Origin of the sequence: Moraxella sp. FZLJ2109 (assembly GCF_024296965.1) — a bacterium.
Classification (GTDB): Bacteria; Pseudomonadota; Gammaproteobacteria; order Pseudomonadales; family Moraxellaceae; genus Moraxella.
Genome location: NZ_CP101112.1, coordinates 997,287 through 1,010,163, shown reverse-complemented (window position 1 = coordinate 1,010,163; position 12,877 = coordinate 997,287). Strand labels below are relative to the sequence as shown.

10 protein-coding genes are annotated in these 12,877 nt (G+C 46.2%); 6 read left to right on the top strand and 4 right to left on the bottom strand.

Features of this window, described 5'->3' with window-relative positions; all coding sequences use genetic code 11:
- Nucleotides 1-49 precede the first annotated feature (49 nt).
- The 5 genes from prpC (at nucleotide 50) to prpF (ending at nucleotide 6,402) form a co-directional block, all read left to right on the top strand.
- Complete coding sequence (gene prpC / locus NKU06_RS04585; protein ID WP_254729113.1) at nucleotides 50-1,201, top strand: 2-methylcitrate synthase; 1,152 nt, start codon at nucleotides 50-52, stop codon at nucleotides 1,199-1,201.
- 142 nt (nucleotides 1,202-1,343) lie between these two features.
- Nucleotides 1,344-1,883: an alpha-ketoglutarate-dependent dioxygenase AlkB gene (locus NKU06_RS04580; RefSeq protein ID WP_254729111.1), complete on the top strand. Its 540-nt coding sequence runs from the start codon at nucleotides 1,344-1,346 to the stop codon at nucleotides 1,881-1,883.
- 116 nt (nucleotides 1,884-1,999) lie between these two features.
- Entirely contained in the window at nucleotides 2,000-4,585 is a 2,586-nt protein-coding gene (acnD, locus tag NKU06_RS04575; RefSeq protein ID WP_254729109.1) for a Fe/S-dependent 2-methylisocitrate dehydratase AcnD, read from the top strand.
- A gap of 81 nt (nucleotides 4,586-4,666) precedes the next feature.
- A complete protein-coding gene (locus NKU06_RS04570) occupies nucleotides 4,667-5,128 on the top strand; it encodes a hypothetical protein (protein ID WP_254729107.1) in 462 nt (153 codons plus the stop codon).
- A 107-nt stretch (nucleotides 5,129-5,235) separates the two neighbouring features.
- Complete coding sequence (gene prpF / locus NKU06_RS04565; protein WP_254729105.1) at nucleotides 5,236-6,402, top strand: 2-methylaconitate cis-trans isomerase PrpF; 1,167 nt, start codon at nucleotides 5,236-5,238, stop codon at nucleotides 6,400-6,402.
- A 95-nt stretch (nucleotides 6,403-6,497) separates the two neighbouring features.
- Here prpF and NKU06_RS04560 read toward each other — a convergent pair whose 3' ends face one another.
- The 4 genes from NKU06_RS04560 to NKU06_RS04545 all read right to left on the bottom strand — a co-directional run bounded on the left by NKU06_RS04560 (nucleotide 6,498) and on the right by NKU06_RS04545 (nucleotide 10,657).
- Nucleotides 6,498-7,079, bottom strand: a complete 582-nt coding sequence (locus tag NKU06_RS04560) for a hypothetical protein (RefSeq protein ID WP_254729103.1) — start codon at nucleotides 7,077-7,079, stop codon at nucleotides 6,498-6,500.
- An 88-nt stretch (nucleotides 7,080-7,167) separates the two neighbouring features.
- A complete protein-coding gene (locus NKU06_RS04555) occupies nucleotides 7,168-8,364 on the bottom strand; it encodes an amino acid aminotransferase (RefSeq protein ID WP_254729101.1) in 1,197 nt (398 codons plus the stop codon).
- 172 nt (nucleotides 8,365-8,536) lie between these two features.
- Nucleotides 8,537-9,460, bottom strand: a complete 924-nt coding sequence (locus tag NKU06_RS04550; RefSeq protein WP_253224548.1) for a LysR family transcriptional regulator — start codon at nucleotides 9,458-9,460, stop codon at nucleotides 8,537-8,539.
- Nucleotides 9,461-9,574: 114 nt separating this feature from the next.
- The gene (locus NKU06_RS04545; RefSeq protein WP_253224549.1) at nucleotides 9,575-10,657 is read right to left on the bottom strand and encodes a calcium:proton antiporter; all 1,083 of its coding nucleotides are present in this window, start codon (nucleotides 10,655-10,657) and stop codon (nucleotides 9,575-9,577) included.
- A 391-nt stretch (nucleotides 10,658-11,048) separates the two neighbouring features.
- Between NKU06_RS04545 and NKU06_RS04540 the strand changes: the two genes are divergently transcribed.
- The gene (locus NKU06_RS04540) at nucleotides 11,049-12,788 is read left to right on the top strand and encodes an AMP-binding protein (RefSeq protein WP_254729097.1); all 1,740 of its coding nucleotides are present in this window, start codon (nucleotides 11,049-11,051) and stop codon (nucleotides 12,786-12,788) included.
- Nucleotides 12,789-12,877 lie beyond the last annotated feature (89 nt).

Genomic DNA, 12,877 nt, shown 5'->3' with positions numbered 1-12,877 from the left:
GCAACTTCGCACACTGGCAAGGCACTGTCATTTAATAAGGAGATCAGACATGACAGACACCACCGTCACCACCCCAAAACCAAAAAAGAGCGTTGCCCTATCTGGCGTCGCTGCTGGCAACACCGCCCTGTGTACTGTCGGCCGTTCGGGTAATGACCTATCTTATCGTGGCTATGACATCTTAGACCTTGCCAAGCACTGCGAATTTGAAGAAGTTGCGCACTTATTGATCCACGGTCATCTGCCGAATAAATTTGAACTGGCTGCTTATAAGGCGAAGCTTAAAGCCTATCGCAATCTGCCGATGCGCGTCCGCCATGTTCTAGAGAACCTACCTGCCCACACGCACCCAATGGATGTGATGCGTACAGGCGTATCAGCACTGGGCTGTACCCTGCCTGAGCGTGAATCTCAGCCAGCATCAGAAGCTCGTGACATCGCTGACCGCTTGATCGCTTGCCTAGGCTCAATCCTACTGTACTGGTTCCAATACACCCAAAACGGCAAAACCATCGACCTAGAGAGCGATGAAGACAGCATCGGTGGTCACTTCTTGCACCTACTGCATGGCAAACGCCCAACCGAAGCACAAATCAAAGCGATGCACATCTCGCTCATCCTATATGCTGAGCATGAGTTCAACGCATCGACCTTTACCGCGCGTGTCATCGCAGGTACAGGCTCGGACATCTACTCTGCCATCTCTGGTGCGATCGGTGCACTAAAAGGCCCGAAACACGGCGGTGCAAACGAAGTCGCTTATGACATCCAAAAACGCTATCGCAGTGCTGACGAAGCCGAAGCAGACATCCGTGAGCGTATCGGCCGCAAAGAGATCGTGATTGGCTTTGGTCATCCTGTCTATACCGTCAGCGACCCACGCAATGTCGTCATCAAAGAAGTGGCTCGTGAGCTGTCACAAGAAAGTGGCGATATGCTACTGTTTGATGTCGCTGAACGCCTAGAGACCCTGATGTGGAACGAGAAAAAAATGTTCCCGAACCTAGACTGGTTCTCAGCCGTGTCATACCAAAAACTAGGCGTACCGACAGCGATGTTCACCCCGCTGTTTGTGATTGCTCGTACCACAGGCTGGTCGGCTCACATCATCGAACAACGCCAAGACGGCAAAATCATCCGCCCATCAGCCAACTACACTGGCCCAGATGATTTGGCATTTGTACCGATGGATGAGCGTTAATCGCTGATTAACCTGACTTCATAGACAAAAGCCACCTAAAGCCCAAGTGTTTTGGGTGGCTTTTTGGATTGTTTTATTTTTATTAGCCAATTTTTTTTGAAATGGGTAAAATGACTAGCCAACACTATCAAGGGAACAGTCAATGAACACTTCAAATCCAGCCGTTTTGTTTATTCCAAATTTAATTGGCGATACACAGCACTTATTTGATGTGATTAACAAAAATACGCCTTGGGATACTCGATTATCAGCACGCAAAACAGCAAGTTTTGGGGTGGCTTATCAGTATTCCAATCTATTTTATCCAAAAACTGCCATGCCTGATTGGTCATTACCCATTCTAGAAAAAATTCAACAATACTGCCATTTTACACCCAATAATTGCTTAATCAATTATTACAAAGATGGTCAAGACCGTATGGGATTTCATTCAGATGATACTAGCCAAATGCAACCCCATACAGGTGTAGCTATTATTAGTTTGGGGGCAGAGCGTGAAATTGTTTATCAAAGAAAAGATAATCGGACGATTGAAACACGCTATCTTTTAACCAATGGTAGTCTTCTATATATGGATGACACAGTACAAGATACATGGCTACACGCTATTTTAAAAGATGATAGCACAACACCCCGTATTAGTTTAACCTTTAGAAAACTTAATAATGATATAGCATTTTAGTTTATATTTACCACCACAATTTATTGAATTTGATGGTAAATACAAAATAAATGCAGATAGTTCTATTGATGTAGTAAATGAGTAATTTTTGAATAACCAACAGGAGTATAGCCAAAATGACTAGCCAATACCGTAAACCTTTAACCGACAACATTGATTTTTATGATGTTCGCCAAGCTGTCGAAGATGTCAAAGCAGGCAGTTATGATGGCTTGCCTTATACTTCTAAGGTCTTGGCAGAACAGCTGGTTCGCCGTGCCGAACCTGAAAAGTTGGCTGATTATCTAGGTCAGCTGATTAACCGTGAGCAGACGCTGGATTTCCCTTGGTACCCTGCTCGTGTCGTGTGCCATGATATTTTAGGGCAAACGGCATTGGTCGATTTAGCAGGTTTGCGTGATGCCATCGCCGAGCAAGGGGGCGACCCTGCTAAAGTCAATCCTGTGGTACCAACTCAGCTCATCGTTGACCACTCATTAGCCGTAGAATATGGCGGTTTTGACCCTGACGCATTTGCTAAAAACCGTGCCGTTGAAGACCGCCGAAATGATGACCGTTTCCATTTTATTGACTGGACAAAAACTGCATTTAAAAATGTCGATGTCATTCCAGCAGGTAACGGCATTATGCACCAAATCAATTTGGAAAAAATGTCGCCTGTGATTCAGAACCGAGATGGTGTTGCTTTCCCTGATACTTGTGTCGGTACAGATAGTCATACGCCACATACCGACGCTTTGGGCGTGATTTCTGTCGGTGTGGGCGGATTAGAAGCAGAAACAGTCATGCTTGGACATCCATCTATGATGCGTTTACCTGACATCATTGGTGTAGAATTGGTCGGGAAGCCGCAAGCAGGCATTACCGCAACGGATATTGTCCTTGCTTTAACTGAATTTTTGCGTAAAGAGCGTGTCGTTGGTGCGTATTTGGAATTTTTTGGTGAAGGTGCGGATAGTATGTCTGTTGGCGACCGTGCGACCATCTCCAATATGACACCTGAATATGGGGCAACCGCTGCCATGTTCTACATTGACCAAAATACCATTGATTATTTGACTTTAACTGGTCGTGAGCCTGAACAAGTTAAATTGGTTGAGCAATATGCAAAAACAACTGGTCTTTGGGCAAGTGATATGGTGAAAGCCGAATATCCAAGAGTATTGCGTTTTGATTTATCAACTGTAACACGCAATATCGCAGGCCCTAGTAACCCACATGCTCGTGTATCAACCAGCGATTTAAAAGCCAAAGGCATTGCAGGTGTTGTTGAACAACGAGAAGATGGTTTAATGCCTGATGGTGCGGTCATTATCGCAGCGATTACGTCTTGTACCAATACATCAAACCCACGCAATACTGTCGCAGCTGGCTTGCTTGCTCGTAAAGCCAATGAGCTTGGTCTGACTCGTAAGCCTTGGGTGAAATCATCGTTTGCCCCTGGGTCAAAAGCAGCGGCATTGTATTTAGAAGAAGCAGGCGTATTGGGTGATTTAGAAAAATTGGGCTTTGGTATCGTGGCGTATGCGTGTACAACGTGTAATGGTATGTCTGGTGCATTAGACCCGAAAATCCAACAAGAAATTATTGACCGTGATTTATATGCAACAGCGGTACTTTCTGGTAACCGCAACTTTGACGGACGTATTCACCCGTATGCAAAACAAGCATTCTTAGCCAGTCCGCCACTTGTAGTTGCTTATGCGATTGCAGGTACAATTCGTTTTGATATTGAAAATGATGCGTTAGGTTTTGATAAAGATGGTAAGGCAATTTATCTAAAAGATATTTGGCCTTCTGATGAAGAAATTGATGCTTTGGTGCAGTCTTCTGTTAAACCTGAACAATTCCGCAAGGTTTATATTCCAATGTTTGATTTAGGTCAAGCGGAACAAGCAGAAAGTCCATTGTACAACTGGCGTGAAATGTCCACTTATATCCGCCGTCCGCCATATTGGGAAGGGGCTTTGGCTGCTCCACGCACACTCACGCATATGCGTCCGCTTGCGATTTTGCCTGATAATATCACAACCGACCATTTATCACCATCTAATGCGATTGTGCGTAATTCGGCAGCAGGAGAATATTTGGAAAAAATGGGCGTACCTGAAGAAGATTTCAACAGTTATGCAACGCACCGTGGCGACCATTTAACCGCTCAACGTGCAACCCTTGCTAACCCTAAATTATTTAATGAAATGGTATTAAATGATGATGGTTCGGTAAAACAAGGCTCGCTTGCTCGTGTTGAACCTGATGGCAAAGTCATGCGTATGTGGGAAGCGATTGAAACCTATATGAACCGTAAACAACCGCTGATTATTGTCGCAGGGGCGGATTATGGTCAAGGTTCAAGCCGAGATTGGGCAGCCAAAGGCGTGCGTTTGGCAGGGGTTGAAGCGATTGTAGCAGAAGGGTTTGAGCGTATTCACCGTACTAACTTAATTGGTATGGGCGTGTTACCACTTCAATTTAAAGATGGGGTCAATCGTAAAACGCTGAAACTTGATGGTACAGAAACTTATAGCGTGATTGGTAATTTAACACCGCGTGGTGATGTGACCCTTGTGGTGGAACGTGCCAATGGTGAGATGGTTGAAGTGCCTGTTACCTGTCGCCTAGATAGCGATGCTGAAGTCAAAACGTATAATGCAGGTGGGGTACTTCAGCAGTTTGCGAAAGAGTTTTTGGCGAATGGGTAAGTTGGAAAATATTTAACTTTCTAACAAAGAAATTATAATTGGTGGGAAAATATATACCCACCAATTATACAGGAGAAAATCATGATTAATTTTCTTAAGTTGGGCGGCATTCTTACCCTATTCAGTGTGCCATTTCTCATAAATACCGCAAATGCTAAATTTAACCACACTGGTGTTCAAGTTGGCAAAACTCTAGAAGGTTGCTACCATAATCCATGTAGTATTGGAAAAGTGAAGCAATTTAAAATTTTGCAAAAAAGCCCTAATCAAGTAATGCTAGAACTAACAATTTTGGGCGGTAGCAGGGAGTTTAATTCTCGCAAAATTACATGGAATAAAAAACCGCATAAAACCTATGTTACCTGCTCAAAGAGCAAGCCATCTATTGGGTTAGAAGGCGAAGTGGATGTTGTTCCATTAAATCCTGAATTTGTACCCGGTATGCTATATAACAGTGCTCAATACTATCTACAAGCCTGTCACAACTATTATGGCAGTGCCGAAGATGGCGCTAAGCGATTTGGTTATAATGTAACTTTTTAATTCATAGAACAGTTGACAAACAAGCTAGGCAAAAAAAATCTCAAACTCTTGTCCTATGAAGCCCCCATGCATAAAAGCAATACCCATAAAAAAATCAAGGAGCAATCATGCAAACATCAGTCAAAGCCACTTATATGCGTGGCGGTACTTCAAAAGGTACATTTTTTAACTTAACTGACTTACCTGAGCGTTGCCAAGTGGCAGGTTCTGCTCGTGATAACTTTTTATTGCGTGTAGTAGGTAGTCCAGACCCTTATGGCAAGCAAATTGACGGCTTGGGTAATGGTTCATCATCAACATCAAAAGTGGTGATTTTATCCAAATCCGATGTTGCAGGTCATGATGTCAATTATCTATTTGGGCAAGTTGCCATTGACAAAGCAATGATTGACTGGTCTGGAAACTGTGGTAATCTCACCGCAGCGGTTGGCAGTTTTGCCATCATGAATGGCTTAGTATCAGCGGATAAAATTCCGACCGATGGCATTTGTGAAGTCAAAATTTGGCAACAAAATATCAGCAAAACCATCATCGCCCATGTACCAATAGCGGGTGGTCAAGTTAAGGAAACGGGCGATTTTGAGCTTGATGGCGTAACCTTCCCTGCAGCCGAGGTCAAGATTGAATTTATTGACCCTGTGGACGAGGGTGGTGATATGTTCCCGACAGGTAATTTAATCGATACTTTAGACGTGCCTAATGTGGGTACATTTGACGTAACCTTGATTAATGCAGGTATTCCAACGGTCTTTTTGCGTGCTAAAGACTTAGGCTTTACAGGTACGGAATTACAAAAAGACATCAACTCAAATAGCGAAATTTTAGCAAAATTGGAAAAAATCCGTGCTTATGGTGCGGTCAAAATGGGCTTAATTGCCAACATCAGTGAGGCTGAAACTCGCCAACATACGCCAAAAATTGCGTGGGTTGCGTCTGCTGCCGATTATGTGGCATCAAGCGGTAAGACCGTCAAGGCAAGTGAAATCAATTTACTCGCTCGTGCTATGAGTATGGGGCAGCTGCATCATGCGATGATGGGAACAGCTTCGGTTGCGATTGGTACAGCAGCCACGATTGTAGGGACACTCGTCAATGAAGCAGCTGGCGGACAGGCGATGAGTGAGGTGCGTTTTGGTCATCCATCAGGGACGCTTTTAGTTGGCGGTCAATCTGAATTGGTTGATAGTAAATGGACAGCGAAAAAAGTGTCGATGAGCCGTTCGGCTCGCCGTCTGATGACAGGTGAAGTGTGGGTGCCTGCCGATTGTTTTTAATCCAAGTATCGATACAGGCGCCAAAACACAAGTATCAGCCCGTCAAATATTGATGGGCTGATGTTTCATGTGAAACCTGCTCAATGACAGATCGCTCACTGAGTATCTTGAGCATTCGTTGTTGGTACTGCCTGCACTTCAAAGCGGATGGGCTTATTAAGTAGTTTTTGTACTTGTTTTTTGATGGCATCATGATCATCAGCGGGCATAATATCAATGACAATCTCGCCTGTGCGCTCATCGACACCGATGCCCTGCATGGTGGGCAGCAGCGCTTTAAGCTGCGCAAAATTATCAGGACTATCATAGCTTGCGATCAGCTCATCAATCGTATGCGCTGCACCCAATTCAAAGCGCACAGGATGGTGTTTTGTAAGCATCTCGGCGCGCTTAGGCAGCGGCTCATTACCCACCACGCGCACCACCAGTTGGTAGCTTGGCTGCCAATCGATATACACGCCTGCCAAGCGACCTTTTAGCAGTGTACGAATTTCATCTCTGACACCGCTCATGCCAGCAGGTTCTACGCGTTGCGTGATATCATCAGTACTTTGTACTACCGATACATCGCTTGATACTTGGGTGCTGTGCGATTGCACGGCATGATTCGCTTGGTCACAGCCTGTGATACACATTGCCATTAGTATAGGCATCATGATTGATGCGTGTAATTTCATCAATTTTCCATCCAATTTGGTATGACAATCCACCAAAAAACCCATTTTCACACTCGAAAATGGGTTTTTGCTTGGGTGTGATGACTGATTATTTCAACACTTCTGCCATCGCATTAGCGACATATTCGACATTGGCATTATTCAAGCCTGCGATACACATACGACCATTTTCGACCATATACACCGCAAACTCATCACGCAGACGCACCACTTGCTCAGCACTCAAGCCTGTGAAGCTAAACATACCTTGCTGCTTGGTAAAGTAGCTGAAGTCGCGCTCAGGCAGCTTGGCTGATAGCACATCTTGTAGCTTTTGACGCATTTCGCGGATACGATCGCGCATTTCATAGACTTCGCCCACCCATTGTGCGAACAGTTTCTCATCGTTCATCACGGTATCGACGACAGCATTACCGTGTGATGGTGGGCTTGAGTAGATGCGGCGCACGGTGAATTTTAGCTGACCGTGGACTTTATCCGACTCTTCTTTGGTTGGGCTGACGACTGACAGACCACCGACGCGCTCGCCGTATAGCGATAGGTTTTTTGAGAATGAGTTGCTGACAAACACAGGCAAGCCCATCTCGACAGCACGGCGGATCGCGTAGGCATCACCGTCCATGTCTTCGCCAAAGCCCTGATAAGCGATGTCCATAAATGGAATCAGTTTTTGGTCTTTGACGATTTGTAGTAGCACATCCCACTGTTCACGGGTCAAATCCACACCAGTTGGGTTGTGGCAGCATGGGTGCAGTAGTACGACATCGTTTTCGTTGAGCGTTTTGAAAAATGCACACAGCTCATCAAACTTCACGCCGATGGTCGCAGGGTCATAGTATGGATATTTACCCACTTCCATGCCCGCACCTTCAAAGATGCTGATGTGGTTGCCCCAAGTTGGATCTGAGACATAGCATTTGGCAGTTGGGAACCATTGATGGATAAAGTCTGCACCGACTTTGAGCGCACCAGAGCCGCCCAGCGTTGCGATGGTGGCGACACGGCCTTCAGCGACGGCTGGATGGTTTTCGCCAAATAGCAAGTTTTGGCACGCTTTGCGATAGCCTGGCAGACCATCCATCGGCAGATAGCCGCGTGGGCGTGGTGGATTGGCGATGGTTGCTTCAGCTGCCTTGACACACTCAAGCACTGGCAATTTGCCATCTTCGGTGTAGTACACACCAACGCCCAAGTTCACCTTAATATCGGTGCGTGGGTCATTGGCAAATTTATCCATCAAACCCAAAATCGGGTCGCCTGCATAGGGGGTGACATGTTCGAACATGGTGTTATCCTTATAAAATTAAAAAGTTAATCAAGTAATGCCTACTCAATAACAGTGGTTAATGCTGATTAGTATAACGCAATTTGGCACACGATGGGCATAAAATTTCGCCCTTTTGCCGATTTGGTTACAATAAAAACCGCCAAAGCAGGATCGCTTCGGCGGCAAGGTGTTAAAACCGCGCAGTTTTTGAATGACTGACCAAAAACTCATGCGCGTTTTGTAATAAAAACTCTTTGAACGCCAATGCCGCAGGTGACAGTGAACGGTTCTTGTGGGTGTATAATAAAAACTTGCGCTCCACCACAGGATCGGCGATCGGACGCATCACGAGCCCATACTGCTCCACCCATTCAGCGGCGTATAATAAGCACAAAGTCATGCCAAGCCCCATGCGCGTCATGCCAAGCGCGGTCGAGAGAAAATTAATCTCAAAATCAGGATTAAAAATCCTGCCTGAAATGTGGTTCGGCAACTCATTGCGAAGACTCTTGATAAATGGACCATTCAAGGTGATCAACCGCTCATTCATCAGATCCGCCCAGCGCACGACATCTTTTTTGGCGAAAGGATGCGTCGCTGGCAGCACCAAATAAAACGGCGAGCTGAACAGCACATCAGCATTCAGATCATCAGAGTGGAATCGCTCAGGCGCAACGCCCAAATCCGCTTCTAAGTTCTCAATATGATTGACCACTTCATCGACCGAGCAGTCGGTGAGCGTGACTTGGATATTGGGGTGGATTTCGCTGAATTTGGCGATGAATCGCGGCATGGTACTGGCTGACAGCTGCTGCGATACCGCAAGGCGTACATGACCTTGGTGCAAGGATTTTAGGTTGCTTACCTTTTCGTTCAGCACGCTCATCTCGTTGAGCACGCGTTTGGCTTGGGGCAACAGACGCATCCCTGCATCCGATAGGTGTAGCTTGCGTGTGGTGCGATCGAACAGCTTGACTTCTAAGTTCTGTTCCAACTCCTTGATCAAGCCGCTCAATGCCGACTGTGTCAGGCACAATGTCTCTGCCGCCTTGGTAAAGCTGTTCTGTTCAGCGACCAGCACGAAGGCGCGCAATTGTCGTAGAGTAGTGCTCACAAATATCCTTAAAAACTAATAAACCCATCAGATAATATTATAAATTAACCCTGATAAGAATACAAGCACCCTTCAAGCCAAAAAAATGGTCGGTATAATTTGCATCAGCACACATCACGGCACGATGATGGTGAACACATACGCCGCCAAGTTCACCAGTAGCACGATACCGTATAGGATATTGGTGCGCCCCTGGTTCAGTGACAGCATGACGATGAATGTCGATAAGCCAAGCAGAACCATCGATTTGCCATCAAGCCCCAAGACCAGCGGGATATCGTATAATAAGCAGACGATCGTCACCGCAGGAATGGTCAGACCGATACTTGCTAAGGCTGAGCCTAGGGCAAGGTTTAGACTGGTCTGAAAGCGGTTACGCGTGGCAGCGTTCAGTGCCGCTAAACCTTCGGGCAGTAGCACGACCGCTGCGATGATCACACCGACCAATGCCGCTGGCGCACCCATCGCTGCCACCATCGCTTCGATGCTTGGTGATAGGCTCTTGGCAAGTAGCACGACGATGCCCAAGCACACGAGCAAAAAGCCAAAGCTTGCTGCCGTGACCTTCGTCGATGGTGGCTCAGCATGGTGATCCAAGTCATCATCCGCCGCCAAAAAATAATCACGATGGCGCACCGTCTGCACCATGATGAACGCACCATACAGCACCAGTGACGCCACCGCCACGAACATCAGCTGCGTCGGTGAATAAGTACCTTCGGTGGTCGTGGTGGTGAAATTTGGCAAAATCAAAGTCATCACAAGAATCGACACTAGGGTAATCAGCGCAGTACTTGCCGACTTTTGACCAAAAAACTGCTCACGGTGCTTAAGACCACCGATCATCAAAGATAAGCCCAAAATCCCGTTCAAAATCAACATGATGGCTGCAAAGACCGTATCGCGCGCAAGGTAAGCAGCATTATCCCCGCCTGCGACCATGAGCGAGATGATCAGCGCCACTTCGATGATGGTGATGGCAAGCGCAAGAATGATTGTACCAAACGGTTCACCGACCTTGTGCGCGACCACTTCGGCATGATAAACCGCCGACAGCACACTGCCGATGAGCATCACACCGCCTAACACCTGCAGCCAGATGCTGTCTTTGATACCAATAAAATATAACACCCACGCCACCAACGGCAATGCCATTGACCACACAGGCAAACCAAAACGCGCGTTTGCCGCCATCATTACTCCTTGGGTAATTGATTGATAATTATACTGGTTTTGATTATAACAGACTTATTTTTACATTGACAGTATCACCGCTGGATTGTTGTGTTTTTTTATCCAAAAACCTACCAACTGGTACTTTGGCGAAATTTTTATTTTATTGATATAAACTCATTAAAATTACTTATCATAAAAGTGATTTTTGGGGCGATTTATCAGATTTTTGATAGTTAAGATAAGTTTTTATGTTAAGTGAAAAATTTTGTATAACCGTATTGACAAAGCATTTTGTAATGTAATAGTATAAAAGATAACACATGTAAACACTGATGTTAGACGCTGTGGCAATGATAAGGGATTTAAGAGTTGCCAACTTATTTTTTGCCGCTTTTTTACAAAAGGAACCTGTATGAGCGACATCATCCATGCCCTACCGCGCATCCAAATGGGTGCAAAATCCGCCAATGCACCGCTGACCATGAGCTATGATAAAGGCCCGAGCGCGCCTTTGATCGAAAGCACCATCGGTGAGTTCTTTGATGCGATGACTGCCAAAAATCCTGAGCAGACCGCCATCGTCTCCGTGCACCAAAACATCCGCATGAGCTACCGCGAGCTACAATCCAAAGCCAATCAGCTTGCCAGTGCGATGATCAATATGGGATTGCAAAAAGGTGATCGCGTCGGTATCTGGTCACACAACAATGTCGAGTGGGTCATCATGCTGCTTGCCGCCGCCAAAGCAGGGCTTGTGCTTGTCAATATCAATCCCGCCTATCGTATTTTTGAGCTTGAATACGCCTTGAACAAGGTGGACTGTCAAGTCTTGGTGCTGATGCGTCATTTCAAATCCAGCGACTATGCGCGCATGATCCAAGAGATGGCGCCTGAATCCTTGCACCAAAATTATAAAAATCTGGAACTGGTACGCTTACCGAACCTAAAACGCGTGGTGTGGATCGACAGCCCAGATTCGACTGAGAATTTCGGCTTTATGCAGCGTTTTAGCGACTGGATCGCTGAAGGGGATGAGCATGATCCACGCATCGCTGAGCGCGCCAAAAAACTAAAAGCCGACAACCCTGTCAATATCCAATTCACCAGTGGCACGACAGGCACACCAAAAGGCGCGACACTCACCCACCGCAACATTCTAAATAACGGCTATTTCATCGGCGAGATGATGAATCTGACCGATGCCGATCGCTTGTGTATTCCTGTGCCGATGTATCACTGCTTTGGCATGGTGCTTGGCGTGCTTGCCATCTTGACTCATGGCGGCACGGTGGTGTATCCGAATGATGGCTTTGATCCGATTACCGTGCTTGAGACGGTCGAAAAAGAAAAATGCACAGGGCTGCATGGCGTGCCGACAATGTTCATCGCTGAGCTTGATCATCCTGATTTTGATAAATACGACCTATCAAGCCTACGCACAGGCATCATGGCAGGCTCAAGCTGCCCAATCGAAGTGATGCGCCGTGTGATTGATAAGATGCACATGAGCGAAGTCACCATCGCTTATGGCATGACTGAGACATCGCCTGTGTCTTGTCAAACCAACAAATTCTCACCGCTAGAAAAACAAGTCTCTACCGTGGGTCTTGTGCAGCCGAACCTAGAAGTCAAAATCGTCGATCCTGATACTGGCGAGATTGTGCCGATTGGTGAGACGGGCGAGCTACTCACCAAAGGCTATTCAGTGATGCTTGGCTACTGGAATGACACCAGCAAGACCGCCGAAGCGATCGTCGATGGCTGGATGCACACAGGCGATCTTGCGACGATGGACGAAGATGGCTATGTCAAAATCGTCGGTCGTAGTAAAGACATGGTCATCCGCGGCGGCGAAAACATCTACCCTGTCGAGATTGAGAACTATCTGTACCGCCATCCAAAAATCCGCGATGTCCAAATCGTCGGCGTCCCTGACGAAAAATACGGCGAAGTCTTAGCGGCGTGGATCATTCCGAAAAAAGGCAAGGACATCACGGTTGATGAGATCAAAGAGTTTTGCCGTGATCACATCGCCCATTACAAGATCCCGACTTACTACCGCTTTGTCGAAGAGTTTCCGATGACGGTCACGGGCAAAATCCAAAAATTCAAAATTGTTGAAGCGATGAAAGAAGAATTGGGTTTAAACTAAGTTACTCTTAAGGATTTATCTAAAACTGATTGATCTAAGAACCTGTGTTCATAACATCTTTGTCATGAAAAATAGGGCAAATCGCTAGA

Excerpts from the sequence above, each read along its gene's own strand:
- prpC (WP_254729113.1), top strand. The coding sequence starts at position 50 with ATGACAGACACCACCGTCACCACCCCAAAACCAAAAAAGAGCGTTGCC.
- NKU06_RS04580 (WP_254729111.1), top strand. The coding sequence starts at position 1,344 with ATGAACACTTCAAATCCAGCCGTTTTGTTTATTCCAAATTTAATTGGC.
- acnD (WP_254729109.1), top strand. The coding sequence starts at position 2,000 with ATGACTAGCCAATACCGTAAACCTTTAACCGACAACATTGATTTTTAT.
- NKU06_RS04570 (WP_254729107.1), top strand. The coding sequence starts at position 4,667 with ATGATTAATTTTCTTAAGTTGGGCGGCATTCTTACCCTATTCAGTGTG.
- prpF (WP_254729105.1), top strand. The coding sequence starts at position 5,236 with ATGCAAACATCAGTCAAAGCCACTTATATGCGTGGCGGTACTTCAAAA.
- NKU06_RS04560 (WP_254729103.1), bottom strand. The coding sequence starts at position 7,079 with ATGAAATTACACGCATCAATCATGATGCCTATACTAATGGCAATGTGT.
- NKU06_RS04555 (WP_254729101.1), bottom strand. The coding sequence starts at position 8,364 with ATGTTCGAACATGTCACCCCCTATGCAGGCGACCCGATTTTGGGTTTG.
- NKU06_RS04545 (WP_253224549.1), bottom strand. The coding sequence starts at position 10,657 with ATGATGGCGGCAAACGCGCGTTTTGGTTTGCCTGTGTGGTCAATGGCA.
- NKU06_RS04540 (WP_254729097.1), top strand. The coding sequence starts at position 11,049 with ATGAGCGACATCATCCATGCCCTACCGCGCATCCAAATGGGTGCAAAA.